This window comes from Wenzhouxiangella sediminis (genome assembly GCF_003410055.1).
GTDB classification, from domain to species: domain Bacteria; phylum Pseudomonadota; class Gammaproteobacteria; order Xanthomonadales; family Wenzhouxiangellaceae; genus Wenzhouxiangella; species Wenzhouxiangella sediminis.
Genome location: NZ_QUZK01000041.1, coordinates 80,092 through 105,000 on the forward strand (window position 1 = coordinate 80,092; position 24,909 = coordinate 105,000).

General features: G+C 67.4%; 21 protein-coding genes (1 of these 21 only partly in view). 14 read left to right on the top strand and 7 right to left on the bottom strand.

Annotated elements, in window-relative coordinates:
- Positions 1-23 precede the first annotated feature (23 nt).
- Positions 24-1,223: an efflux RND transporter periplasmic adaptor subunit gene (locus DZC52_RS10530; protein WP_116651105.1), complete on the top strand. Its 1,200-nt coding sequence runs from the start codon at positions 24-26 to the stop codon at positions 1,221-1,223.
- 79 nt (positions 1,224-1,302) lie between these two features.
- Here DZC52_RS10530 and DZC52_RS10535 read toward each other — a convergent pair whose 3' ends face one another.
- Positions 1,303-1,785 (bottom strand): hypothetical protein, encoded by a 483-nt coding sequence (locus DZC52_RS10535; protein ID WP_116651106.1) that lies wholly within the window; start codon positions 1,783-1,785, stop codon positions 1,303-1,305.
- A gap of 167 nt (positions 1,786-1,952) precedes the next feature.
- Here DZC52_RS10535 and DZC52_RS10540 point away from each other — a divergent pair, with 167 nt between their 5' ends.
- The 4 genes from DZC52_RS10540 to DZC52_RS10555 all read left to right on the top strand — a co-directional run bounded on the left by DZC52_RS10540 (position 1,953) and on the right by DZC52_RS10555 (position 6,824).
- Positions 1,953-2,720 carry an exodeoxyribonuclease III gene (locus tag DZC52_RS10540; protein ID WP_116651107.1) on the top strand — a complete coding sequence of 256 codons (768 nt, stop codon included), beginning with the start codon at positions 1,953-1,955 and terminating at the stop codon, positions 2,718-2,720.
- A 6-nt stretch (positions 2,721-2,726) separates the two neighbouring features.
- Positions 2,727-4,082, top strand: a complete 1,356-nt coding sequence (locus DZC52_RS10545) for an AmpG family muropeptide MFS transporter (protein ID WP_116651108.1) — start codon at positions 2,727-2,729, stop codon at positions 4,080-4,082.
- Between the two features lie 154 nt (positions 4,083-4,236).
- Positions 4,237-6,132 (top strand): hypothetical protein, encoded by a 1,896-nt coding sequence (locus tag DZC52_RS10550; RefSeq protein ID WP_116651109.1) that lies wholly within the window; start codon positions 4,237-4,239, stop codon positions 6,130-6,132.
- 209 nt (positions 6,133-6,341) lie between these two features.
- Positions 6,342-6,824, top strand: coding sequence for a hypothetical protein (locus DZC52_RS10555; protein ID WP_147307661.1), 483 nt, complete (start codon positions 6,342-6,344; stop codon positions 6,822-6,824).
- A 64-nt stretch (positions 6,825-6,888) separates the two neighbouring features.
- Here the strand turns inward: DZC52_RS10555 and DZC52_RS10560 are convergent, their stop codons facing one another.
- The 3 genes from DZC52_RS10560 to DZC52_RS10570 all read right to left on the bottom strand — a co-directional run bounded on the left by DZC52_RS10560 (position 6,889) and on the right by DZC52_RS10570 (position 12,129).
- Positions 6,889-9,348, bottom strand: coding sequence for a choice-of-anchor Q domain-containing protein (locus tag DZC52_RS10560; protein WP_147307662.1), 2,460 nt, complete (start codon positions 9,346-9,348; stop codon positions 6,889-6,891).
- 177 nt (positions 9,349-9,525) lie between these two features.
- Positions 9,526-10,653, bottom strand: a complete 1,128-nt coding sequence (locus tag DZC52_RS10565; protein WP_116651112.1) for an anhydro-N-acetylmuramic acid kinase — start codon at positions 10,651-10,653, stop codon at positions 9,526-9,528.
- Positions 10,654-12,129: an OapA family protein gene (locus tag DZC52_RS10570; RefSeq protein WP_116651113.1), complete on the bottom strand. Its 1,476-nt coding sequence runs from the start codon at positions 12,127-12,129 to the stop codon at positions 10,654-10,656.
- Between the two features lie 109 nt (positions 12,130-12,238).
- Here DZC52_RS10570 and tyrS point away from each other — a divergent pair, with 109 nt between their 5' ends.
- A complete protein-coding gene (tyrS, locus tag DZC52_RS10575; RefSeq protein ID WP_116651114.1) occupies positions 12,239-13,420 on the top strand; it encodes a tyrosine--tRNA ligase in 1,182 nt (393 codons plus the stop codon).
- Between the two features lie 16 nt (positions 13,421-13,436).
- Here tyrS and DZC52_RS10580 read toward each other — a convergent pair whose 3' ends face one another.
- Positions 13,437-14,045: a DUF924 family protein gene (locus DZC52_RS10580; RefSeq protein WP_116651115.1), complete on the bottom strand. Its 609-nt coding sequence runs from the start codon at positions 14,043-14,045 to the stop codon at positions 13,437-13,439.
- Positions 14,046-14,092: 47 nt separating this feature from the next.
- Positions 14,093-14,272: a PLDc N-terminal domain-containing protein gene (locus tag DZC52_RS10585; protein WP_116651116.1), complete on the bottom strand. Its 180-nt coding sequence runs from the start codon at positions 14,270-14,272 to the stop codon at positions 14,093-14,095.
- A gap of 107 nt (positions 14,273-14,379) precedes the next feature.
- Between DZC52_RS10585 and DZC52_RS10590 the strand changes: the two genes are divergently transcribed.
- From DZC52_RS10590 to DZC52_RS10605, 4 genes are all read left to right on the top strand, one after another.
- Entirely contained in the window at positions 14,380-15,423 is a 1,044-nt protein-coding gene (locus DZC52_RS10590; RefSeq protein WP_116651117.1) for a GGDEF domain-containing protein, read from the top strand.
- 46 nt (positions 15,424-15,469) lie between these two features.
- A complete protein-coding gene (locus tag DZC52_RS10595) occupies positions 15,470-16,465 on the top strand; it encodes an N-acetylornithine carbamoyltransferase (protein ID WP_116651118.1) in 996 nt (331 codons plus the stop codon).
- Positions 16,466-16,551: 86 nt separating this feature from the next.
- Entirely contained in the window at positions 16,552-17,748 is a 1,197-nt protein-coding gene (locus DZC52_RS10600) for an argininosuccinate synthase domain-containing protein (protein ID WP_116651119.1), read from the top strand.
- 207 nt (positions 17,749-17,955) lie between these two features.
- Complete coding sequence (locus DZC52_RS10605) at positions 17,956-19,026, top strand: acetylornithine deacetylase (RefSeq protein WP_116651120.1); 1,071 nt, start codon at positions 17,956-17,958, stop codon at positions 19,024-19,026.
- Positions 19,027-19,053: 27 nt separating this feature from the next.
- On the opposite strand, the gene DZC52_RS10610 is transcribed toward DZC52_RS10605, so the two are convergent.
- A complete protein-coding gene (locus tag DZC52_RS10610) occupies positions 19,054-21,306 on the bottom strand; it encodes an endonuclease (RefSeq protein ID WP_116651121.1) in 2,253 nt (750 codons plus the stop codon).
- Positions 21,307-21,664: 358 nt separating this feature from the next.
- On the opposite strand from DZC52_RS10610, the gene DZC52_RS10615 reads away from it, so the two are divergent.
- The 4 genes from DZC52_RS10615 to argC form a co-directional block, all read left to right on the top strand.
- The gene (locus DZC52_RS10615; RefSeq protein ID WP_220338333.1) at positions 21,665-22,978 is read left to right on the top strand and encodes an acetylglutamate kinase; all 1,314 of its coding nucleotides are present in this window, start codon (positions 21,665-21,667) and stop codon (positions 22,976-22,978) included.
- Positions 22,979-23,068: 90 nt separating this feature from the next.
- The gene (locus DZC52_RS10620) at positions 23,069-23,755 is read left to right on the top strand and encodes a SatD family protein (protein ID WP_181918902.1); all 687 of its coding nucleotides are present in this window, start codon (positions 23,069-23,071) and stop codon (positions 23,753-23,755) included.
- Positions 23,755-24,504 (top strand): DUF3307 domain-containing protein, encoded by a 750-nt coding sequence (locus DZC52_RS10625; protein WP_116651124.1) that lies wholly within the window; start codon positions 23,755-23,757, stop codon positions 24,502-24,504. The genes DZC52_RS10620 and DZC52_RS10625 overlap by 1 nt, the downstream gene beginning before the upstream one ends.
- Positions 24,504-24,909, top strand: partial view of an N-acetyl-gamma-glutamyl-phosphate reductase gene (gene argC, locus DZC52_RS10630; protein ID WP_116651125.1) — the start only. Its footprint extends 551 nt past the window's final position; the window shows 406 of its 957 coding nt (coding positions 1-406); the start codon lies at positions 24,504-24,506; its stop codon lies off the right edge, out of view. The genes DZC52_RS10625 and argC overlap by 1 nt, the downstream gene beginning before the upstream one ends.

Here is a 24,909-nt window from a genome sequence, read left to right on the forward strand (position 1 = left end):
GTCAAACCAATGGGCAATTCACCATGACGACGCTTAGAAAGATCCTGATTGGCCTGGCCGCGCTGGCGGGTCTGGCGGTGCTGGTCTGGGCGATGCGCCCGGCGCCGGTGCCGGTCACGGCCGTATCGGTCGAGCGCGGCCCGCTGGCCGAGACAGTCGAGGAAGAAGGCCGGACCCACCTGCGCGACACCTACATCGTGTCGGCCCCGATCGGCGGCTACCTGCACCGGGTGGTGCTGGAGCCCGGCGATCGCATCGCCGCGGGCGACACGGTATTCGAGCTCGAGCCGCCGCCGGCCCCGGCCCTCGACGCGCGCACACGCGAGCAGGCCCGCGAAACGCTGGCCGCCGCACAGGCCCGGCTGGAAGCGGCGCGGGCCGAGCGCGGCAACCGCGAGGCCGACCTGGCCCTGGCCGAAAGCGAGCTGCGCCGGATCCGCGAGCTGCACGAGCGCTCGCTGGTGGCCGAGAGCGAGCTCGAACGCGCCGAGAGCGCGGCCTCGCGGGCCCGCTCGGCGCTGGCCGCCGCGCGAGCCTCGGTCGAGGCGGCCGGCTACGAGGTCGCCAACGCGCGTGCCGTTCTCGACATCGCCGAGGGCGAGCGCAGCGGCGAGGGCGGGCCCTTGCTCAGCGTGGCCGCCCCGGTCGGCGGCGTCGTGCTCACCCGGGAGCGCTGCTGCGAAGGCGTGATCCAGGCCGGCGCGCCGGTCCTCGAGATCGGCCGCCTGGAAGAGCTCGAGGTACGCGTCGACCTGCTGAGCATGGACGCCGTGCGGGTCGCCGCCGGCACGCGGGTGATGATCGAGGGCTGGGGCGGTGATGCGCCGCTCGAAGGCCGCGTGCGCCGCGTCGAGCCGGCCGGTTTCATGCGTATCTCGGCGCTGGGCGTGGAAGAACAGCGCGTGCCGGTGCTCGTCGAAATCAGCTCGCCGCGGGAGCAGTGGCAGGAGCTGGGTGTGGGCTTTCGCGTCGAGGCCCGCTTCGTTCTCTGGGAAGGCGAGGAAGTCCTCCAGATTCCCACCTCCGCCCTTTTCCGGGTCGACAACGACTGGCGGGTGTTCGTCCTCGAGGACGGGCGGGTGCACCTGCGCAGCGTCGAAATCGGGCGGCGCAGCGGTCTGCACGCCCAGGTGGTTTCGGGGCTGGAGGCCGGCGAGCGCGTCGTGGCCCATCCCGGCGATCAGTTGGCCGACGGCGTGCGAGTCTCGGTCGAAGCGGAATGACGCGCCGCTGACAAGAAACGGGCCCGCTCGGTGGCGGGCCCGCGGGTCGTCCATCCGGTCAATGGACGATCGTGTCGGTTCAGCCGCCGCCGTGCTGCGGGCCCTGCATGGCCGAGCGGATGTCGAGCAGCGAGTTGCGGGTCTGCTCCTGCTGGATTTCGAGTTCGCGCTGGGTGATGCAGCGGCGCCGGGAGATGCGGCTGCCGGTCTTGCGCACCTTGCGGCAGATGATGCGCTCGTCGTTCTCGCCGCCGAGCAGCAGGGTGTCGAGCTCTTCCTGGGTGTTGATCAGGGCGATCTCGTCGTCCTCGGAGAGCTGCTCGACGCTGTCGACGCCTTCGAGAAGGTCCTCGAAGCGGCCGTGGAGCTTGTTGAACTCGCGCCACTCGCGGTCGCTGAGTTCGCGCGGGTCGCCGTCCTCGAGCTTGCCGCGCAGTTCTTCCAGTGCGGTCATGAATTCGTCGATCGAGGCGACTTCGCGGGCCTGGGCGGTGTTGGCCAGGCCGGCCGAGAGCGCGATGGCGGCCAGCAGGGCGATGGCAATGGTTTGGCGAAGGAACATGCTTGTCGGTCTCCGTGGTTTGAATAACAACGAAATCGATCGTACTAACGATTACGTCAAAGGTCAACGTCCCGTTGCGAGGCATCGGGACCGGCGACGGGCAATCGGAACAATCCCCCTGTTCGATTCGCATACCATACAGGGTTCGCCCGACACGCTCAGCATCCATGCGCATCATTTCGCTCAACGCCAACGGCATCCGCGCAGCCCACCGCAAGGGTTTCTTCGACTGGCTCAAGAAGCAGAAAGCCGATTTTGTCTGCATCCAGGAGACCAAGGCCCAGCACTGGCAGCTGGCCGACCGAGAGTTCTTTCCCGTTGGCTATCACAGCTACTACCACGACGCCGAGAAGAAGGGCTACTCGGGCGTGGCGATCTACTCGAAGCACCAGCCGGTGCGCGTCGTCTACGGCCTGGGCTGGGAAGAGTTCGACCGCGAGGGGCGCTGGCTGCAGGTCGACTTCGAGAACCTCAGCGTGGTGTCGCTCTACCTGCCTTCGGGCACGTCGAAGGAAGAGCGCCAGCAGTTCAAGTACCGCTGCATGGAGCGCCTGCATCCCCATCTCGAGGAGCTGGCCGGCCACGATCGCGACTACGTCATCTGCGGCGACTGGAACATCGCCCACAAGGAAATCGATCTGAAGAACTGGAAGGCCAACCAGAAGAATTCCGGCTTTCTCCCCGAAGAGCGCGCCTGGCTCGACGAGGTGTTCGGGCCGGTCGGCATGGTCGATGCCTTTCGCAAGGTCGATCCCAGCCCGGACCGCTTCACCTGGTGGTCGCAGCGCGGCCGGGCCCGCGAAAAGAACGTGGGGTGGCGCATCGACTACCAGGTGGTCACCGCCGGCCTGGCCGAGCGCGCCAGTGCGGCCGAGATCTACACCGACGAGAACTTCTCCGACCACGCGCCGCTGATCATCGACTATGAAGACTAAGCAACCATGACCGCCGAAGCGGCCGGCGAGGGGCGCTGGCAACGCGCCTGGACGGTCTACACCCGTCCCACGGTCCTGCGCATGCTGCTGTTGGGCTTCTCCGCCGGGCTGCCTTTCATGCTGGTGTTCTCCACCCTGACCGCCTGGCTTCGCGACGAGGGCGTTTCGCGCACCGCCATCGGCTTCTTCGCCTGGATCGGCATCACCTACTCGATCAAGGTGTTCTGGTCGCCGGTCGTCGACCGAGTCCGACTGCCGGTGCTGACCCGCACTTTCGGCCAGCGCCGCGGCTGGATGCTGGCCGCCCAGCTCGGCATCATGGCGGGCCTGGCCGGCATGGCGCTGACCGACCCGACCGTGCAGTTGACGCAGGTCGCCCTGCTGGCCCTGCTGGTCGCCTTCTCCGCGGCGACCCAGGACATCACCATCGACGCCTTCCGCATCGAGTCCGACAGCGACGAGTTCCAGGCCGCGCTGGCCGGCACCTACGTGCTCGGTTACCGCATGGCCATCCTGGCCACCGGTGCCGGCGCCCTCTACATCGCCGACTTCGCCAGTTGGACCCTGGCCTACCTGTGCATGAGCGCGCTGGTGCTCGTCGGCGTGGTCGCGGTACTGATCTCGCCCGAGCCGACCTCGCTCGAGCGCCTCGACATCGAACAGGACCCCCTGGTCGCGGCCTTCCGTCGGCGCACTCGCCTCAAGGGCCGGGTGCAGAATGTCGGTGCCTGGCTGACGGGTGCGGTGGTCGCCCCGCTGGTGGACTTCTTCCGCCGCAACGGCTGGATGGCCCTGCCGGTGCTGGCCCTGGTCGGCCTGTTCAAGGTTTCCGACATTTCCATGGCGGCGATGGCCAATCCGCTCTACCTGGACCTGGGCTTCAGCTTGAGCGAGATCGCCACGGTCACCAATGTCTTCGGCATCGTGATGACCATCGTCGGCGGCCTGCTCGGCGGCGTGCTGGTCGCGCGCTTCGGTGTCCTGAAGATGCTGCTGGCCTCGGCGATTATCGTGGCGGTCACCAACCTGCTGTTCGCCTGGCTGGCGACGATCGGCCCGCAGATCTGGGCGCTGTTCATGACCATCGGTGCCGACAACCTGGCCAACGGCCTGTCGGCCACTGTATTTATCGCCTGGCTGTCCTCGCTGGTCAGCCGCCGCTACACGGCCACGCAATACGCGCTTTTCAGCTCCTTCATGACCCTGCCCGGCAAGCTGCTCGGCGGCCCCTCGGGCTGGATCGTCGACAGCGCCGGCTACGTCTTCTTCTTCGTCTACGCCTCGGCACTCGGCGTTCCCGCCATCCTGCTCATCCTCTGGCTGATGCACCGCCGCTACGACGCCGTCGCCGATCGCGGCTGACGGTGAGGCTCGCCGGCGCATGCCGGCTCGGCCCGTCCGCGTGATTGCCAGGGGCGGCGTCGATTGCTAGGCTTTCTGTGCCGGTGATCCAGAGGGACCTCGACGAATTTCCGGCAGGGGCGGATTGGGTCCATTGCAGCAGTAACGGGTTGGCATGGCGTACGTTGGCAGAATCGGCCGCCGGGCTGCGGTCGTCGCGATTGTCTGGCTATTGCCGGTGCTCTCCGAGGCCGGACAGACGTTCGAGCTGGGCATCCTTTCCGATCCCGCTTCGGCCATCGAGGCGCGGAGTCAGTGGGACTGGGCGATTCGCGGGAGCTCGCTGGGCTTCTCCGCGCTTGGGGAGTCCGCATCGCGATTGGACGCCCCGCGCATGCCCCTGATCGTGCTCGAAGACGCTTGCCTGCCGGATGAGGCCTTCGAACGACTAGAGGCGTGGGTCGAGTCCGGCGGCCTGCTGATCATCAATGGTCTCCAATGTCGGGGCGGTCCGGCGACGGAGCAAAGCCTGCAACGCCGCGCCCGACTGGTCGGGCTGTCCTTGGCGGCCGACGATCCGGGTCTGCTCGGTGTCTATCCCCGGGTGTCTTCGAACACACCCCTCCTCGTCCCGTTCGACGCCGGCGACGGCATCCGTTTCGGCCGGACAGGCATCGCGCGCACGACCCGCCTCCAAGCCGGCTCGGCCACCGTCCTGGCCCGGGGCTACCGGATCGAGCCCGGGCCGGGCGACTGGGTGCGGCGCAGCGATGCCGTCACGATTGCCAGCCGCCGGCTGGGCGAAGGCCGGATCGTCTTCCTGAATTTCTCGCTTGCTGAGATTGCCGCCTGCCATCCGGGCTCGGAAGGGGAGCCGACAGACTGCTCCGGCGCGGGAACGGCGCGGGCACTGATGCGCTACCTGCTCGCCAATCTGTTCTGGGAAGAGCGCGGCGTACAGATTCCCCTGCGCTGGGAAACACCCGGCAATCGGCCGCTGGGCGTTGTGCTGACTGGCGACGTTCATCCGTCCGACGATGCCTACCAGGTCCGCTCGGCCCGGTTGATGGCCGAGCGCATTGCCGGCCCCGAGTCGCCGCTTACCTACTTCGTCGTCGGCGATGTCGCTCGACTCTCGTCTGAGCACTTCGAGGCCCTGCGCGGCATGCCGGGTGTCGTTCTGGGCACGCACTCGGCACAGGGCAGGAAGTACATCGCCCGAGACCTCTCCGGCGCCGAGTCCGTCCATGAGGACATCCGGGCCTCCGAATCCCTGCTGGGCGTTCCGTCCCGCGATGAGGGGCGTCGCTGGCGAGTCGGTGTTCGCTCCCACGGCTGGGCAAGCGATCACCCGGCGTGGCGGGCCATGGAGCGCGCCGGGGTCAGTGTGGTCTTCGACCACAACGCCGACGCGGTGCTGCCCGAAGTCGAAGCTTCCGCGCCGCGCGAGTGGTTCCGATCCGATGTCAGTCGGCGCCTGTTCGTGCCCACGCTGGAGCGAAGCGTCCACACCGAAGCCGACGACTTCGTCGGCCGCGGTGATCTCGAGGAAAGCATCTTCTCGCTCGGCTCGCCGGAGCCGGATCCCTGCTGCAACTGGGCCGTCACCTTCGACGCCTATACCGAATACGTCGCCGACTGGCACGAGCAGTTCCTGAAGCTGGGCGCCATGGGCGGCGCGACGGCGGTCTGGCTCTGGCATCCTTCCACGCCGGTCTGGAAAGGCGGCCTGGACGGCCTGGAGCGATTCGTCGACGAACTGGCGGCCGACGACAGAACGTCGCTCTTCTCGGCTCACGAGCTCGCCACCTGGGCCTACAACCGCGAGCGGGTGCATGCCATCCCGAAATGGACGGCTTCAGGGCGATTGAACGGGCTTTCGGTGCAGGTCGATGCAGAGGCCCTGGCCCCGCTGCCGCCGAGTGCTAGCGAGGCTGCCGGTACGGTCAGCTACTGGGTGCTCGGTCAAGCCGAGCCGGAAGGATGGCACGCGCGGCAGACGCGAGATTCACTCGGCCGTGTCGTGACCGTTCTCAGCCGCCGTGTCCCGCCAGGTGATCGCGAGCCGTGAGGCGCATTCACTACTTGACGGCTGCCGCGATCGCGATGGTCATGGCCGCCGCGGCGGGTTTCTGGTTGCGGAGCGGACTCAGTCCCGAGGCCCCGGCCAGGTTTCTGCCGCTTCAGCTCGCGCCTGCGGCGTATTCCAGGCGCGATGCGCGGGAGTGGCATCAACGACTGCTGCGCACAGAAGACCGTGGGATGGATGCGGATCGCGAGGTGTCGGATCTGCTCGCCGAATTGGCGATGGAGAAACCGGAGCTGTTGTCGGACCCCGACCTGGCCGCAACGGCCGCCCGGATGGTGGTGTCGGCGAACAAGCGTGGGGAAGATGTGGCCGAGCTCTGCCTGGCGTATCGATGGAGCCCGGTTCGTCTTCAGCCGATGGCCGGCCCCTGTCGGCAGGCCCTCGAGCACGGGGGCGGACGGGGCGATCGCCTGCTCGTCCAGGAGGCGCCGGAAGGCGTGGTGCTCATCGCATCACAGGGCGGCCTGAGCAGGCGTCTTGCGGCCTACCTGCGTAACCCCTATGACCCCGAAGCGGTCCATGCCGTTGCGAGGCACCTCGCACACGCGGGTCACGCCTCGGCGGCGGCCCGGCTCTACGACGAACTGCTGCAACTCGACGCGGGGCGCGCCGCCCGCCTGCAGTCGGAGCTTGCCGAGCTGGGCGGGCTGCGTCATCCGTCGCATGAGCTCTAGCGATGAATGGGCCGGGGCGAGCGGTCGCTCGCCCCGATGCCTGGTTAGTCTCCGGGGCTTCGAATCAGGGTTGCTCGAAGCGGTCCGAGAACATGGCGTCCACCACGAATTCGAAGGCGCCCATGTCGGCCCTGCCGCCGAATACGCGGCGGTAGGGTTCGCCGCGTTGGTCGTGGGAGAGCAAGCTTGAAGGATTGCCGGCGTCCACGGCGGGCGATGCAGGGCCGATGGCCCGGGTCAGGCTGGCGCCGCCATTGTCGGCCAGCGGGCCGAGTCCGGGGTCGACGCCGCTCAGGTTGCCGGTTCCGGGCGGGACTGCGGTGGCCGGTGACTCCACCAGCGAATAGTCGAAGTAAGTGGTCCCCGCCCCGTACACGGTGAGGTCGCTGGCGACGCCGCCGCCGACGTTGTCGGCAAAGATCGAACTGTCGATCCGCAGGGTTCCGGAATCGTTGGTAAGGAGTGCACCCCCGGCCGGCGGGAGCGTTCCGCGCGGGCTCATGCCCGTGGCCGTGTTGTGGCTGATTGTCGAGGATCGTATCAGGATGCCATCTCCTGCCACCCCGCCCGCTTCGGCCGCCGTATTGCTCGTGACCGTGCTGTTGACGAGCTGCGGCGTAATGCCGGCAGCCCCGATCATGTAGAGTCCGCCGCCGACATAGGCTTCGTTGCCGGTGAACAGGGAGTAGGACATCTCGGCATCGCAGCCCTGGAGCGAGGCACCGCCGCCGTTGCCGTCGGTGCTGTTGGCCGAGAACGTCGAATAGAGGGTGCCCGAATCGGGGCAGGGACCGATGCCGGCGACACCGCCGCCGTAGTTGACGCCCGTGTTGCCCGACACGTTGCTGTACTTGGCGAAGAAGTCCGCGTTGTAGGCCGCCATGCCGCCGCCGATCGCGGCGGTGTTGTCGGATACGTCGCTGTTGACGGTGCCGGCGTAGCCACCGTAGATCGACATCACGCCACCGCCCGCGAAGGCCTGGTTCTGCGTGATCTGGCTGTATATCGCAACCGCCTGGCTGTTGCCGGTGCCGACCCCCAGGGGTGTCGGCGCGTTCGCCGACCCGGCCTGCAGGCCACCGCCGTATTCCGAGTATCCACCGCTGATGATCGACTCAACAACGATCGCGGCGCCCTGGAATGCCAGCAGCCCGCCGCCCTGGGAAGCCTCGTTTCCGTATAAGGTCGTGTCGAAATAGGCGTAGGCTGTGGCCCCGTAGAGGGCGGCCATTCCGCCACCGCCGCCATAGAGGCCACCGCCTCCTCCTCCCGCGGGATCGACGCCCTGCGATCGATGATCGATGAGGGTGGGGCTCGACGAAATGCCCGCCTGGTTGAAGCTCACGTCGCTGCGCAGGGTCACGGCGACGGAATTGGAATACTTGCTGGCCATGCCGCCGCCATAGCGCTGGGCGACGTTGCCGTTGACTGTGCTCTCGGCGAGATAGGTGAAACCATCGCCGTAGACGAGATAGCTGGTGGTGCCCGAAGGCACTTCGTCGCCGCCCGCGACGATTGGACCGCCGCTGTTGTAGACCGTGCCGGCCAGCACGCCGCCGCCGTCATACTGCGCCTGGTTGTAGATCACGTCGTTGTACTCTCCGACGAAGTCCGAGCCTGATACGGCAATGGCGCCGCCCCCGGCGAACGCCGTGTTGTCGCTCAGGGTACTGACGTACATCGATACCTCGGACTGGCGCATGGCGGCAACGCCGCCGCCGAAATCCGCGTCGTTCTCGGTGATCTGCGAGTTGACGATCAAGGCGTTCGGCGATTCGACGAAAGCAATGGCGCCGCCCGCGTAACCCGCATGGTTCTGGCTGAACGTGCTGTCGCTGATCGAGGCGATGCTGCTGCCCCAGCTCAGGACCGCGCCGCCGATGGCGGCACCGGTCCCGCCACCGCCACGATAGAGTGTGTTGTCGATCGAGTTGCCGGTGAACAGGCACTCGCTGATGGTGAGCTCCGAATAGAATGCCGCTACGGCGCCGCCGGTGGCGCCACCCCCGGCCGAGTTGCCGCTGATGACGCAGTCGTTCAATGACAGGCTCGCGCCCGACAGCGCGGAGGCCGCCGATCCGCCGTAGGTGTCGTTGGTGTAGGCGTCGGCCAGCGTGAGGCCGGAAATCGACAGTTCGGCGCCTGCGGAATAGGCGCTGAAGAGGCGATAGTTGTCCTGGCCGCTGACCGTGATCTGACCCGGGCCCGGGCCGGCGACAGTGATGACGCTCTGCGCGATCAGCGCCGGACTGCCCAGGTTCAAGGTGCCGGTAAGTCCGGCTGCGAACTGGATCGAGTCCGGGCCCGATCCGGCGGTGCAGCCGGCGATGGCCGTGTCGGTATTGGCTGCCTGGAAGGCGTCGCGCAGCGTGCACTGTCCGGCGACCGTTCCATCGGCCAGATTGTCGACCGTAATGGTTGCGGCCTGAACTTGGCTAGCGCCCAGACCCAGGGCGACGGCGGCGGTCAACGGCGCGACCGTCGGCTGAACGCGCTGACGAATGACGTACTTGGCGGAATTCACGTTGTGCTCCCTCACAGTGGCAGGCGGCAGGGTGTTGCGCGTCAGCCGGTGTCGATGTCCCTTGGCCAGTTCTAGCACAGGGGCTGCTCCGGCCGCCAGCGAGCGGCCCGGCAGATCTCATGGACTTTAACGACAACGGGCGAGCTTTCCGGCCAGGCGCCGTGGCCTGCCGGGGACTCAGGCTGAGTGAATCACCCCGAGCTTTACCGGCCGTCTTGCCCCGGTCACCGATTGCGTGTCCAGGCTCCTGCCGGACAGACGCACGCGCGCCAGCCAGGCGAACAGGGTGGCTTCCACGTGGTCGGCGGCGAGGCCCAGTTCGTCACTGGGGATGACCCGGATGCCACCGCCGCAGCGCTCGATTCGCTCCAGCAGGTCGGCGTTGGCCGCGCCGCCGCCGCAAGCGACCAGCAGCGACGGCGCCTCGCCCGGGGCGGTATCGATGGCTTCGGTCAGGGCACGGGCCGAGAACTCCGCGAGCGTGGCCTGAACATCCGCCGGCCGGGATGCGGCCCAGTCGGGCAGGCGACTGTCGAGCCAGGCCGGCGTGAAGTACTCGATGCCGGTGCTCTTGGGCGCGGGCCGGGCGAGGTAGGGATCGTCCATCAGGCGCTCGAGCCAGCCCTCGTCGACGGTCCCGCTGGCGGCCCAGCGGCCTCCGGCGTCGAAACGTGCCGAATTGAAATGACGCCGGTACCAGAGGTCGAGAAAGCAGTTCGCCGGACCGGTGTCGAAGCCTCGTACCGGCTCACCGGGAGCCAGGAGGGTGACATTGGCGATGCCGCCGAGGTTGACCACGGCGCGGGCTTCGTCGGGAGACCGGAACAGGGCTTCGTGCAGCAGCGGTGCCAGTGGCGCACCCTGCCCGCCCGCCGCGAGGTCGGCCCGGCGAAAGTCGGCCACGGTGACGATCCCCGTGATTGCGGCGATGCGATGAGGATCGGCGATCTGGAGCGTGTAGGGCGGGTCGGCCTCGGCGTGGTGGACGATGGTCTGGCCGTGCGAACCGATGGCGGTGATATCCGACGGGGCCAGGCCGGCCAGGTCGATCGCGACTCGCGCGGCCTCGGCAAAGCGGTCGCCGAGTACGGCATCGAGCCAGCCCAGGCGAGCGACGGGGAAGTGGTCGGGGTCGCGTCGTACCGTGTCGAGCGTTTCCCGCAGTTCGCCTTTGAAAGGCAGCGTCGTGGCGGCCAGCAGACGCGGCGCGTTGCCGTCGAAATCGACGGCGACGGCGTCGATGCCGTCCATGCTGGTGCCGGAGATCAGCCCGACGTAGATCTCGCCGGGCGGGGCGGAATCCATTCAGCAGCTGCTGTCGACGCCCTGGCAGCTCTCGCTGCCGCGGCTGGCCATCAGGGCGGCGGGCGGCGCCAGGGTGTCGAGCCGGGCCAGCAGACTGTCGCCCATGCGGCTGAACTCGGCCATGTGCTCGGCCGGCAGGGGATCGGCCGGCGGCAGGTCGATGGTGCGCGGATTGCGGTGCACGCCGTTGAGCAGGAATTCGTAGTGCAGGTGCGGGCCCGTCGCCAGGCCCGTGGCGCCGACGTGGCCGATGGTCTGGCCCTGGCGAACGCGATCGCCGCGGCTGACCACCTTTCTCGACAGGTGCAGGTAGCGGGTGACGATGTTGTTGCCGTGCTTGATGAAGATGTAGTTGCCGTTCGGGCGCGTGTAGCCGGCTTCGATGACCTTGCCGTCGCCGGCGGCCCACACCGGCGTGCCGACGTTGGCGGCGTAGTCGGTGCCGTTGTGCGGCCGCACGCGGCCGGTCACCGGGTGCAGGCGGCGCGGGTTGAAGTTGGACGACACGCGCGCGAAATTCAGGGGCGTGCGCAGGAAGGCCTTCCGCATCGGGCGGCCGTCGGGCGCGAAGTATTCCGGGCCGTTGCCGGCATCGAAGCGCACCGCCTCGAAGGCATCGCCCTGGTTGACGAAGCGGGCGGCCAGGATGGCGCCGTCGCGCAGGTATTCGCCCTCGCGCCAGACTTCTTCGTAGATCAGGGCGAAGCGGTCGCCGTCGCGGATGTCGAGCGCGAAGTCGATGTCCCAGCCGAAGATCGTGGCCAGGCGCATGATCATGGCGTCGGACAGTCCGGCCTCGCGGGCGTCGTTGTACAGCGAGCTGTTGATGGTGCCCGAGGCCTCGACGATGCGCCGCTCGACCGCGCGCGGCTCGGTGCGCGTGGTCAGGCCGTCCTCGTCGCGCTCGACGTAGAGCCAGGCATCCTCGTCGAGTTCGGTGCGCAGGGCACGGAAGCCCTCTTCGGGGTCGATGTCGAAAGCGAACTCGTCGCCCGGGCGGATGCGGGCCAGGTCGCGGGTCTGCTCCGTGGTGGTCACGATTTCGTGGAGCAGGCCGGCACCCAGGCCGAGGTCGCGGAAGACGCGTTCCAGCGTCTGGCCCGGCTCGATCTCGACGATGCGCCAGGACGCCTCGGCTTCTTGCGGCGCGGGCGTGGGCTGGGGAAGCGAATTTCCGACCGAAGCCGTCAGGACTTCGGGCGTCTGTACGTCGCTTTCGGCGCCGGCGAGTTGCGGCAGCTCGACCGGCCGGGTGCTCGCCGCCGGCGAGCCCTGCGGGCCGCTGGGGATGAGGGAGACGACCACACCGAGGACGACGAGCCCGACGGCGGCCAGGCTGACATGGGGACGTGCGCGCAGCGCGCGGGCGCAGTGCCCGGTAGCCGTGCGGCCGGTATCAAGCACCGGCTGGACTTTGTCCAGGAGTGATCGGGTCGGACGCGAACGCCCGGGGGTGGCCATCGATTTTCTGCTCATGCACGACGAATCAGGGCTTCAAACCCGTTAACATTACCGACTCGCGGCCGGGAAAGTCAATCAAGAGCCGGCCAGAAATGACTGTTTTACAAGGCATGGACCCCAAGCTGTGACGGATATCAACGAACTCATTCGCGGCGCTGCCGAAGTCATCCAGGTCGAAGAACTCGAGAAAAGGCTGGCCGAAGACCGGCCGTTGCGCATCAAGGTGGGTTTCGATCCGACCGCACCCGACCTCCATCTGGGTCACACCGTCATTCTCAACGCCATGCGCCGCTTCCAGGACGCCGGGCACGAAGTGATCTTCCTGATCGGCGACTTCACCGGTATGATCGGCGACCCCACGGGCAAGAACGTCACCCGCAAGCCGCTGACAGAGGACGACGTCCGCGCCAACGCGCAGACCTATCGCGAACAGGTCTTCAAGATCCTCGACCGCGAGAAGACCGAGGTACGCTTCAACTCGGAGTGGTTCTCCGAGATGGGCGCCGCCGACATGATCCGCCTGGCCTCGCAGCACACCGTCGCGCGCATGCTCGAGCGCGACGATTTCGAGAAGCGCTACCAGGCCGGCCAGGCCATCGCCATCCACGAATTCCTCTATCCCCTCGTGCAGGGGCATGATTCGGTCGCTCTGAAGGCCGACATCGAGATGGGCGGCACCGACCAGAAGTTCAACCTGCTCGTCGGCCGCCAGCTCCAGCACCAGGCCGGTCAGGCACCGCAGATCATCATCACCTGGCCCCTGCTCGAGGGTACTGACGGCGTGCAGAAGATGTCGAAGTCGCTCGACAACTACATCGCCATCGACGAGTCGCCCGACGACATGTTCGGCAAGCTGATGAGCATCTCCGACGAGTTGATGTGGCGCTATTTCGAGCTGCTCAGCTTCCGTCCCATCGAGGACATCGAGGCCCTGCAGCAGGCCGTCGCCGACGGCGGCAACCCGCGCGACGCCAAATTCGCCCTGGCCATGGAAATCGTCGACCGCTTCCACGGCGAGGGTGCGGGCGAGAAGGCGCGCGATACCTTCATCGCGCGATTCCGCCAGGGCCAGATGCCCGAAGAGATCGACGAACACGAACTCGACGGCCCGATCGGCCTGCCCGCGGCGCTGACCGCCTGCGGACTGACGGCCTCCAATTCCGAGGCCTTCCGCATGCTCAAGCAGGGCGCGGTCAAGATCGACGGCGACAAGGTCGACGACCGTGATCGCGAACTCGAGGCGGGCTTCGAGGGCGTGTTGCAAGTCGGCAAGCGGCGCTTTGCGCGGGTCAGGGTCAGGGCCTGACCTCCCGCACGCCTGGTTACTGGCCGTATGTCGGACCGTCCTCGAGGAACCTCAGCTCCTCGTCGGTGCTCTCACGGCCCAGTGCCTTGTTGCGATGGGGGTAGCGGCCGAAGCGCTCGATGATCTCGGCGTGTTCGCGGGCAAACTTCAGGAAGCCCCCGGCGATGGCGCCGTGCTCCGGAAAGTCGTTCGCCAGTGTCTCGTACCGGGCAACCGACTGCTCCTGCACCAGCGGGTCCTCGCTGTGCTGCAGCGGCATGTAGAAGAAGGCGCGCTCGGCCAGGCCCAGGCTGCGGTCGACGCCGCCGGCGATGCCCGCCAGGGTCAGCGCCAGCGCCTGGCCGTCGTGTGCGAAGGCTTCCGGCTGGCGCCGAAAGATCACGCGCGGCGCCTGGTCGAGTGCCAGGATCAGGGCCAGGCGTCCCGTGCCGGAAGACAGCCAGTCCGTCAGCCTGCCCGCGACCGCCTTGTGCAGGGTCGGCTCGAAACGCTCGCCGACGGCCTCGTCGTCGGCCGCGGTCGGCTGAAACCAGAATTTCATGCGCTCGGCAATCCGGTCGGGATTGCCGGCGGCAACCCCGAACCAGAAATCGAGCAGTCTTTCAGCCTCGTCCGGACCGTTCATTCAGCGGGTTCGGTTGCCCGTTTCCCGAGGCAGGTTCGGTAACAATGCTAACCTTTGGGTCCGAGTAGCAACCACAGGATCAGTCCGATCAGGGGCAGGAACAGCAGTACGAGAATCCAGATGACCTTGGCGCCGGTGCCGGCGGAGCTCGAGGCGGTCTTGACGATGGCCCAGATGATGATGATCAGCCAGATCAGGCTCAGAATGCCGGTGACTTCGATACCCATGATGTTCTCCTTCCCTCATTGACAGTTTTCTCAATGACCAAGCATCAACGCTCAGGCAATCGCCGTCAAGCGCTCCGTCGATCAGGACAGGCGGGGCCGGAGAGCCCATGAGCCGAAGGCGCCAGGAGCGTTTCATACTGCCCGGCACGCAGGTCAAGCAGAAACACTGGCGCCAGCGCCTGCGCGCCGATTTCAGGCTGGCCATCATCAGCCTTTTCGGCTTGTGCACGATGCTCGGTATCCTGCCACTGGCCGTCTACCGGTTCATGGTGGGTGACTGGCAGACCGGCGCGGGTGATGTCGCCCTCGTTGCCTTCATCGGCGTTCTTGTCGGCTTTGCATGGGCCAGCGGCCGGACCTACGTGGTCGCGCGTCTGCTCACCCTGACCGTCACCCTGGGCTACCTGGGGCTGGTGACCTTCGGCAACATCGACGTGATGTGGGCCTTCCCCATCCTCGGGGCCGGGTTCTTGCTCACCGACCGCGTATTCGCCTCGGCCAGCGCGCTGGGAACGTTGGCGCTGACCAGTCTCTTCGCCGACCGCTTCGCCTCCGCCGTCGATGTCTGGAGCTTCGTGACCACCGGCGTGCTGGTCAGTATCTTCGGCCTGATCTTCGCCACGCGAACCGAGTTGCAGCAGCGGCAACTGACCGAGATTGCCAGCCGTGATCCGCTGACCCGGGCCGGCAACCGACGAGCGCTGCGCTACGCACTCGACGAGGCCGAGCGCATCAAGGTCCGCCACGAGAGTCCGACCAGCCTGATCCTGATCGACCTCGATCACTTCAAGTCGATCAACGATGTCCACGGTCATGAGGCCGGGGACCGCATCCTGGTCAACCTGGTCGAGATCATCAATTCCCGGCTGCGCGGCCAGGACAGCATCTTCCGGCTGGGCGGCGAGGAGTTCGTCGTGCTGTTGCCGGGTGCGGCTGCAGAAGACGCCGAACGGGTGGCCGGCACCATCAAGCGCACCCTGGCGACCCAGCTCGAGGGGCCGGGCGGGCCGGTGACCGCCAGCATGGGCGTCGCCGAGCTGGGGCCGGCCGAGCCGGTGAGGCAGTGGCTGTCCCGGGCCGACGAAGCGCTCTACCAGGCCAAACGCGACGGTCGCGACCGCGTCGTCATGGCGCCGGGGCCCGACGCCTGAACAAACCTGCTATCGTCGGACCATCGAACCGCCCGACGACGATGCCATGCGACATTTCCTCTCCACCCTCGACTGGTCGCGCGCCGAACTCCAGCCGTTGCTCGACCGCGCACGCCTGTGGCGCGAAGGCGAATCCGGCCGCCCCCTGGCCGGCCGCTCCGTGGCCCTGCTCTTTCTCAACCCCTCGCTGCGAACGCGCGCCTCCTTCGAAGTCGGCGTCTTCGAGCTCGGCGCGCACGCCGTGGTGCTCGAACCCGGTCGCGGCGCCTGGGGCATCGAGTTCGAAACCGGCGTGGTCATGGACGGCGACGCCGAGGAGCACATCGCCGAAGTCGCCGGCGTGCTCTCGCGCTACTGCGACGCCATCGCGCTGAGGGCCTTCCCCCTGTTCAAGAACTGGCAGGAAGACCGACAGGACAAGGTGATCCGATCGCTCGCGCAGTACGCGCGCGTGCCGGTCATCAACATGGAAACCATCGTGCATCCCTGCCAGGAACTCGCCCTGATGCGCACCATCCAGGACCACCTCGGCGAGCCCGACGGCAAGAACTTCGTACTGACCTGGACCTGGCACCCGCGGCCGCTCAATACCGCCGTGGCCAACTCCGCGCTGCTGATCGCCAGCAAGTTCGGCATGAACGTGACCATGCTCATCCCCGACGAAGCCTACCGGCTGGACGAACAGTTCATGGACGCCGCCGACCGACAGGCCGGGGAATCGGGCGGCTCGCTGACCGTCACGACCGATATCGAGTCGGCCTACACCGGCGCCGACTTCGTCTACGCCAAGAGTTGGGGCGCGTTGCCCCTCTACGGCCGTCCCGAAGAAGAGGCGAAACTGCGCGAGCCCTTCCGCCACTTCATCGTCGACGAGGCCAAGATGGCGCTCACCGACAATGCCCGCTTCAGCCATTGCCTGCCGCTGCGGCGCAACATCAAGGCCACCGACGGGGTCATGGACGCCGACTACTGTGTCGCCCTCGACGAAGCCGAGAATCGGTTGCACGTGCAGAAGGCCTTGATGGCGGAATTGATTGGGTAGTTGGTTCTTTAGTTTTTTGGTTCTTTAGTCTTTTGGTTTTTTCGTGCTCTGCAACGGAATGACAACGAACACAGGATGATGGAACGATGACCGAACGCGTCGTACTCGCCTTCTCCGGCGGACTGGATACCAGCTATTGCGTGCTCGCGCTCAAGCAGCAGGGCTTCGAAGTGCACACCGCCTTCGTCGATACCGGCGGAATTGCCGCTGACCAGAAGGACTGGATCGCCGAGCGCGCCCGGGCGCTGGGCGCGGCCGAGCACCATGAGCTCGATGCCGCCGTGCCGCTGTGGGACCAGTTCGTGGTGCCACTGCTGTGGTCCGGGGCGCGCATGCTCGAGCAGTACCCGATGCTGTGCTCGGACCGCTACGTCATCGTCGAGCAGTGCCTGAGGCTGGCCGACGAGCTCGGCACCCGGCACTTTGCGCACGGCTGCACCGGCATGGGCAACGATCAGCTGCGCTTCGACCAGTCGGTGCGTTCGCTCGGCGACTACGTCATTCACGCACCCATCCGCGAGCTGCAGCGCGAGACCAGCAACGTGCGCGCCCACGAACTCGAGCTCATGGAGAAGGCCGGCGTCGAGGTGCCGCAGTCGTCGAGCCGCTATTCGATCAACGAGAACCTGCTGGGCGTGACGCTCTCGGGCCAGGAGATCGACGAGTTCGGCGTGCCCGGCGAGGACACCCAGGTGTGGTGCAAGCCGCGCGAGGAGTGGCCGGCGGGCAAGCTGGAGCTGACCATCGGGTTCCAGGGCGGTCGAGCCGTGAGCCTCGATGACCAGCCCATGGAAGGCCCGCAGCTGCTGGCCGAACTCAACCGCCGCCTGGGCGCCTACGGCGTTGGCCGGCACATCTATACCGGCGACGTCTCGATCGGCCTGAAGGGGCGGATCGTGTTCGAATGCCCGGGGATCGACGGGCTGCTCGTGGCCCAGCGCGCGCTGCGCGAGGCGGTCAACACCAGGCTCCAGAACCAGTTCCACGCCAGCATCGCCCAGCGCTGGGCCGAGCTGGTCTACACCGGCTTCTTCTTCGAACCGCACAAGGCCGACCTCGAGGCCTATCTCGAGTCGGCAAACGAGTACGTCACCGGCGTGGTCCGCCTGGCCACCGACGGCGGCAGCGTTCAGGCCGTGGCGCTGGGCTCGCGCTACCTGCTGAAAGACCCCGATGCCGTCTACGCCCAGTCGGCCGCCTGGACGCCCGAAGAGGCTGAAGGCTTCGTCAAGCTCCTCGGCCAGTCGTCCACGTTGGCAGCCCGAATTCGAAAAGATTCCTGAAAACGCAAAGACGCTAAGACGCAAAGAAAAATGGAACCACCGAAGACACTGAATACACGGAATTAAGGACAGAGCGAATATGCCGCTTGTTGCATTCATCTCGAATGGACTTTTCTTTCAGTGAATTCGGTGCTTTCAGTGGTTCCTGTTTTAATCCGTTGTTTCTTAGCGTCTTGGCGTCTTGGCGTTTAAAAGGTTTAGAAGCTAATGCCCCAGCGACTACTAGAGCACCTGGCTCGGTTGATCGAGTGTGACAGCCAGAATCCGCCGCGGGCGATTACGCCCGAGGCGGGCATGTTCGTGCATGCGCGCGGCGTGCTGGAAGCTGCCGGTTTTACCGTCGAGATGAGCGACTACGGCGACGGCCACGTCAACCTGTATGCCGTGCGCGGCGAGCCGGCGGTGCTGTTCAACTGCCATCTCGACACCGTGCCGGTCGGCGAGGGCTGGACGAAGCCGCCGCTCGAGCTGACAGTCGAAGGCGACCGGGCCTACGGCCGCGGCGTGTGCGACATCAAGGGCGCGGCGGCCGCGCTTCTGGCGGTGGCCGAGTCCAGCGAGTCACCGATGGCGGTCCTCTTCTCTTCGGACGAGGAAGGCGCCGGCGGCTGTTGCGTGCGCAACTTCCTGGAAGACCCGGACCATTGCCGCTTCGAACAGGTCGTGGTCTGCGAGCCGACCGGGTGCCGGGCCGTGCTGGCTCACCGCGGCTACCTCTCCGTAAAAGGGCGCTTCGACGGCATCGCGGGGCATTCCTCGGAAGGCCGGGCGCTGGCTGACAGCGCCATCCACCGCATGGCGCGCTGGATCGACGCCGCGCTGGACTATTGCGAGGGCGAAAAGACCGCCGGCCGGCCAACCTGTTTCAACGTCGGCCTGGCTTCGGGCGGCACCAAGTCGAATGTCATCGCCGGCGAGGCGCGCGTGCACTACTCGGCGCGGCTCGGCCCCGGGCAGTCCAACGAGCAGTTGCTGGCCCACCTGTCGTCGCTGGGCGGCGCCGAGGCCTGCGCCACCTGGCACGTGCCCTTCTCCGGGCCGCCGCTGCCGGCCGCGGGCCAGGAGGAGGCGCCCGTGCGCGCTTTCTGCGAGCGCCATGATATTGCGCTCGGCGAACCCGTCCATTTCTGGACGGAGGCCTCGCTGTTTTCGGCCGCCGGCATGCCGGCCATGGTGCTGGGCCCGGGGGACATCGCCCAGGCGCACACGGCCGACGAATGGGTCACGCTCGGGCAGCTCGAGCGCGCGGCCGCGCTCTACCGCTCGATCGTGAGGTAGCGTGCGGCCGTGCGGATGCCGCTCCCGTCAGGGTGCGGCTTCGAAGCGGTCCGAGAAGAGCGCATCCGCTTGTCCCGGTTGGCAGACCGCCGGCGACTCCGAGGTGAACAGCGCCTGGCTGGCCCACTCCGGGTGATCGACGAAGGGATTGCGGTTGCCCTGGTAGGACTGGATGACGTCGTTGCGGACGAGCTCTTCGGTACTGGGCGGGTCGGCCTGGTGCCAGGCGAGCAGGTCGTCGAGCATTCCCATGTAGTGCGGGCCGGCGCCCGAGCCGGTCTGGATGTCGCCGCGGTCGTTGGTCAGTTCCAGGTCGGGCTCGGCCTGGCCGGTAACCGGGTGATTGCCGCCTTCGTAGCGGATGGCCATGTAGAGCACCGCGCGCGCGATGTCGCCCTTGCGGTGGTCCCAGACCTCGAAGCTGCCCTGGTTGCCGTTGGGCTCGCGTACCCAGTTGGAGTTGCCGGGGTAGACGCCCGAGCCCCCGCCGACGCCCTGGTTGGCTTCGGTCGTCCGCTCGCCGCAGCTGGCGTCGCAGTAAGCCAGCGGCCGGTTGCCGCGGTCGGAGTTGTAGTTCTGGTCGGTCAGGTGGAGCATGTGCACGTCGGTGTAGGGCGCGTTGGGCCGGCCCTGTGAATCGGTTCGGTCGGGAAAGCCCAGCGAGTTCGGCCAGGTGTGTTCGCGGTTGTACCAGGGGCCGGAGCCGCCCTGTCCGGAACGGTCGCTGACCTTGTCGTAGCTGTAGTTGCGGTAGGAGTCGATCACGCGGTTCGGGTCGGCCGGATCCTCCTGTGCGATTTCCAGGATGGCCCAGGAGTCGGTTCCACCCCCGCTGTAGGGATAGGCCGTGTGTCCCCGGATGGTCAGGTTCAGCGTGCAGCGCAGCTGTTCCGGGCTGGACGGGTTCACCTGCGAGTAGTAGCCCTCGTCGCCCGCTTCGATGACCGAGAACGAAAAGCTGGCGTCGGCGGCGAGCGTGTGACCGTACTGGTTGACGATGCCGCTGGCCGCCACGTCGATGACGCAGTCGGCGCCGTTCGGCAGGGAGTCGACGGGGTCGAGCGTCCACTGCGCGTCGCCGCCGCCCAGGCTGGCCGGCACCGCTGCCGCATCGCAGGTCAGAATGATGGCGCCGCCGGCCACGGTGACCGGCTGGCTGAAGCCCAGCTCGACCGTGGCGGTGACGGCAACATTCTGGCTGCCGTCGGCCGGCTGCACGGTGTCGATGGCCGGCGGCGGCAGCGTACTCGGATCGAGCGTCGTGAACTGGACCGTCACGTCCGCCGGCAGGTTGTCCGGGTCGCCATCGAGGTCGGTCACGGCGCCGGCCAGGACGGTCAGTTCGCAGGCCTGGTCGGCCGGCAGCGCCGAGTCGGGCGTGATGGTGTAGCTGGCCGGGCCGCCGCCGGAACTCGCCGGCACCGTCATGCCGTCGCAGCTCAGCTGGTACCAGCCCGCGGCCACCGACACCGGTTCGCTGAATGTCACCTCCAGGCTCGCGCCGAGGTCGACATCGGTGGCGCCGTCGGCCGGATCGGTCGTGCTCAGCTCCGGTGCGACGTCGACGGGCGGTTCGCCGCCGATGGCAATGGTCAGCTCATCGATGCCCAGCGCGTCGTCCGCTCCGGAAGCGTTCTCGTCGACCCAGCGAACCCACAGGGAATCCGCCGGCGCCAGCGCCAGGCCGGAGACGGTGGCGGCGATGGCCAGGCGATTGGCCGCGGCGTTGCCGTCCAGGCCGCCCACCGTGCCGGAGGAGACCGGCGCGGCGAAGTCCATCGAGTCGATATCGACCCAGGTGGCGCTGCCGTCGAGCAGCGAGTTCGCATCGAGGCTGTACTGAAAATCGAGCCGGTCCGTGCGACCGTCGCTGCCCAGCCGCCACTGCTCTCCGGTGTAGGCAATGTCGATTTCGTCGACGAGCTGGCCGGAATCGTTGACCAGCCGGGCGCCGAAGGTCGGAACGAGAGAGCCGGACTGGACGGCGCCCAGCGCGCGCTCGCCGCTGCCCGTCGCGCCCAGGCTGTAGGTGTCGCCGGGCAGGCTGCTGCCGCTTGCGTCGCCAGCACGGTAGGTGGAGTCGGCGTTGCTGTCGGTCTCGTGGAAATACCAGCCGGCCGGCAGGGTCGCCGACTGGCCGGATTGCGCCAGGGTGTCGAAGTTCTGCTGCGCGCCCGCAGCCGAGAGGGAAACGGTGCCCGATCCGACTTGCTGGGCCAGGGCCGGTGCGGCCAGCGACAGGAGGATTGCCGCCAGGCAACCGGTCTTGCGTGAAAACATCGGGCGTTCCTTTGTTCTTTTTGGTGGGGTCGAAGGGCGAGCGAAGGCCGGTAGTCTATCGGCCCCCTCTGCCGATGGCCAGCGAGCGGACGCTGCCGGCAGTGTTGCGTGGGGTCAAGGGTTGTGGCACATTTCAGGCATGAACCACGCTACTGCAGCAATTGCATCGTCGACGAACGCCGCCCGCCCGGCGCTTCGCCCGTGCCCGCGACGCCCGCGCCGTTCGCCGACGAATGGCTGGGATGCGCGTTAGTGTGAAGTAGCAGGATCAAACCGAACGCGACCAAACCCAGCCCCGCCGGCTGGGTTTTTTCGTTTTCGGCGCCTGGAAAACAGAGCACCCGATATGGAAACCGACATGCCCGAGGTAAGAAGAACCGTCATCGAACTGCTTGGCCAGCTCGGCTCGAGCCGGGAGGCGCGCCAGTATCTCAAGCAGTTCTCGCGCATCGAGGAGTCGCGCTTCGCCGTGGTCAAGGTCGGCGGGGCGGTGATGCGCGACCACCTCGACGAGATGGCCGCCGCGCTGGCCTTTCTGCATCGTCTGGGGTTGACCCCCATCGTGCTGCACGGCGCGGGCCCCCAGCTCGACGAGGCGATGGAAGCCGCCGGCGTGCCGATCGAGAAGCGCGACGGGCTGCGCGTGACCACCGAGGATGTCATGGCCGTGGCCCGGCCGGTGATCTATCGCGCCAATGCCGCGCTGGTGGATGCCCTGGAAGCTCGCGGCGTGCGAGCCCGCGGCATCCTGCACGGGGTGTTCGAGGCACAGCTGGCCGATCGCGAACGGCTCGGCCTGGTCGGCGAGATCCAGCGCGTGGAGCTCGAGCCGGTGCAAACCGCCATCGCCTCGGGCTCGCTGCCGGTGGTGGCCTGCCTGGGCGAATCGCCGGCCGGACAGGTGATGAACATCAACGCCGACATCGCCGCGCGCGAGCTGGTCTGGGCGGTGGAGCCGCACAAGGTGATCTTCCTGACCGGAACCGGGGGGCTGCTCGACTACAGCGGCCGGGTGATCTCGGCGATCAGCCTGCGCACCGACTACGATCACCTGCTGGCCCAGGACTGGGTGCACTCGGGCATGCGCCTGAAGCTCCAGCAGATCAAGGAGATGCTCGATCGCCTTCCGCCGGAGACCTCGGTGTCGATTACCTCGGCGGAGAACCTCACCCGCGAGCTGTTCACCCATACCGGGGCGGGCACGCTCATCCGGCGCGGCGAGGCCATCGACTGGTACGAGGCCGTCTCGCCCGAGCATCGCGAGCAACTGCAGATCCTGCTCGAGGACAGCTTTGGGCGAAACCTGCGTCCCGACTGGCTCGAGCAGCGCGAACTGGTCGGGCTGCTTTGGGCCGAAAGTGGTCGGGCGGCCGCGCTCATCACCGTCGGGGTCGACGGCGTGCCCTATCTCGACAAGTTCGTCGTCACGCCCGAGGCCCAGGGCGAAGGTCTTGGCGCCGCGCTCTGGCAGGCGCTGCGGCAGCGATTCCCGACCCTGTACTGGCGGGCGCGGGCCGGCAACCCCATCGCAGGATGGTACTTTCAGCAAGCGCACACCACGCATCGTCAGGGCGAATGGATCGTCTACAGCATCGGCGTCGAGGACTTCGAGTTGCTTGGTCGTCTCACCGGCGATGCCCGGCATCGCGACTCGGGCTGGGTGCAGGCATGAACCCCGATAGCGGCCGGCACGCGGCAAGTCTTGCGCTTCTTTATGCAAATTGATAAAAATGCATCAAGGGAAGCAAATATCGGAGGCGGGATGGCCGACCATGTGGCGCTGATCGCGGATGTTGCCGACTCGCGCCGGATCGATGATTTTCCCCGCCGGCGCGACCGGCTGCTGACCGAGCTGTCCGCGCGGCACCGGGGCAAGGGTTGGACCGATTTCGACTACGCCGTGACGGCATGGGACGAGTTCCAGGGGTTGGTCGACGACCCGGCCGTGCTGCCCGGGGTGATCTGGGATTTGTGGCGCGCTTTCCGGCCCTGGTCGCTGCGACTGGCGGCGGGAATCGGCGGGGTCGAGCGGGTGGCCGACGCAGAGGCCAACCTGCCGCTCAACCAGGCCGTGACCGGGCCGGCCTTCTATCGGGCCCGCGAGGCGATGGACCGGCTGGACTCACCGCGCCACGGGATGAGCCGGGTGCGCTTGCGCGTCGGCGCTACGAACGACGCACGCGCGCTGGCCTGCAACGCGGTGTTGCGCCTGGCCGATTCGCTGGTTCAGGACATCACCGACCGGCAGTGGCAGGTCATCGAGAGTTACGAGCGCAGCGGCAAGCAAACCGAGGTGGCTGCCGAGTTCGACGTCGCCGAATCGACCATCTCGCGCAGCCTGGCCAGCGCCCGCTACTGGGAGCTGCAGGCCAGCTTCGAGGAGTTGGGCGAGTTGCTGGCCGGCCCCCTGGGTCGTACTGTGCCCTCGTCTGGACCGGAACCGGATTGATGCAGCTCTTTCTCGCACTCGTGATTGCTCACCTCCTGGGCGACTTCGTCCTGCAGCGCCGGGCCGTCATCGACGGCAAGCGCGAGGGACGCCCCGCGGCCCTGCTCGAACACGGCGCCTGGCACCTGGCGTCCCTGGTCGCGGCCTGGCTGCTGTTCGCGCCCTCCGGCATCGGCGTCGGCGCGGTGACGATCGCGTTCGCTGCCATCGTCTTGCTGCACCTGCTGACCGACCTGGTCAAGTATCGCCTGCCGGGCGAGCGCACACTGGCGGCGTTCGCGGTCGACCAGGCCGTTCACGTCGGCGTGCTGGTGGTGGCGGCCTGGTGGCTGTCCGGCCGGCCCGACTGGACGGCGGCGGTCGTGGAATGGTGGCGTCCGAACGCCGGCCGGTTCGGTGTACTCCTGGCCAGCTACCTGCTCGTGGTCGTGGCGTTCGGTTGGGCCAATCGCCTGGCCCTGCAGTCGTTGCTGCCCGAATCGAACGACTCGCAGGCCGGGCTGGCGCGCGCCGGGCTATACATCGGCTGGCTGGAGCGATTCCTGATGTTTTCGGCGGTGCTGATCGGGGCGTGGTCCATCCTCGGCCTGGTTCTGGCCGCCAAGTCCGTCTTTCGCTTCGACAGCATTCGCAAGCGGCGCGAGCATGCCGAGTATTTCGTCATCGGCACCTTGCTGAGCGTCAGCGAGGTCGTCGCCGTCGGCCTGGCCCTCAGGTGGCTCGCGCCCGAACTGACAGGAGGTTCCTGATGCACAGACTGGCCCTCATCGGCGGCCGTGGTTACACCGGCTCGGAGTTGCTGCGGCTGATTGCAAGGCACCCGCAGATCGCCCTGGCGCTGGCGACCAGCGAAAGCCAGGCCGGACAATCGATCGCGGAGTCCGTCCCCGAGTGGCCGGACCCGGACGAGACTTTCGCGGCACTTGCGCCCGAAGATGTCGGCGGCGTCGATGCCGACATCTGGGTGCTGGCCCTGCCCAACGGCAAGAGTCGACCCTGGGTGGACGCCATCCCTGAGGCGCATCCGGACGCCGTTATGCTGGATCTCGGTGCCGACTGGCGCTTCGATGCGCACTGGACATACGGCCTGACCGAACTCAATCGAGAGGCCCTGGGCCCGGCGAAGCGCATCGCCAACCCCGGCTGCTACGCCA

Coding starts and splice junctions, on each gene's coding strand:
- DZC52_RS10530 (WP_116651105.1), top strand. CDS start 24: ATGACGACGCTTAGAAAGATCCTGATTGGCCTGGCCGCGCTGGCGGGT.
- DZC52_RS10535 (WP_116651106.1), bottom strand. CDS start 1,785: ATGTTCCTTCGCCAAACCATTGCCATCGCCCTGCTGGCCGCCATCGCG.
- DZC52_RS10540 (WP_116651107.1), top strand. CDS start 1,953: ATGCGCATCATTTCGCTCAACGCCAACGGCATCCGCGCAGCCCACCGC.
- DZC52_RS10545 (WP_116651108.1), top strand. CDS start 2,727: ATGACCGCCGAAGCGGCCGGCGAGGGGCGCTGGCAACGCGCCTGGACG.
- DZC52_RS10550 (WP_116651109.1), top strand. CDS start 4,237: ATGGCGTACGTTGGCAGAATCGGCCGCCGGGCTGCGGTCGTCGCGATT.
- DZC52_RS10565 (WP_116651112.1), bottom strand. CDS start 10,653: ATGGATTCCGCCCCGCCCGGCGAGATCTACGTCGGGCTGATCTCCGGC.
- DZC52_RS10570 (WP_116651113.1), bottom strand. CDS start 12,129: ATGAGCAGAAAATCGATGGCCACCCCCGGGCGTTCGCGTCCGACCCGA.
- DZC52_RS10580 (WP_116651115.1), bottom strand. CDS start 14,045: ATGAACGGTCCGGACGAGGCTGAAAGACTGCTCGATTTCTGGTTCGGG.
- DZC52_RS10585 (WP_116651116.1), bottom strand. CDS start 14,272: ATGGGTATCGAAGTCACCGGCATTCTGAGCCTGATCTGGCTGATCATC.
- DZC52_RS10590 (WP_116651117.1), top strand. CDS start 14,380: ATGAGCCGAAGGCGCCAGGAGCGTTTCATACTGCCCGGCACGCAGGTC.
- DZC52_RS10595 (WP_116651118.1), top strand. CDS start 15,470: ATGCGACATTTCCTCTCCACCCTCGACTGGTCGCGCGCCGAACTCCAG.
- DZC52_RS10600 (WP_116651119.1), top strand. CDS start 16,552: ATGACCGAACGCGTCGTACTCGCCTTCTCCGGCGGACTGGATACCAGC.
- DZC52_RS10605 (WP_116651120.1), top strand. CDS start 17,956: ATGCCCCAGCGACTACTAGAGCACCTGGCTCGGTTGATCGAGTGTGAC.
- DZC52_RS10610 (WP_116651121.1), bottom strand. CDS start 21,306: ATGTTTTCACGCAAGACCGGTTGCCTGGCGGCAATCCTCCTGTCGCTG.
- DZC52_RS10615 (WP_220338333.1), top strand. CDS start 21,665: ATGCCCGAGGTAAGAAGAACCGTCATCGAACTGCTTGGCCAGCTCGGC.
- DZC52_RS10620 (WP_181918902.1), top strand. CDS start 23,069: ATGGCCGACCATGTGGCGCTGATCGCGGATGTTGCCGACTCGCGCCGG.
- DZC52_RS10625 (WP_116651124.1), top strand. CDS start 23,755: ATGCAGCTCTTTCTCGCACTCGTGATTGCTCACCTCCTGGGCGACTTC.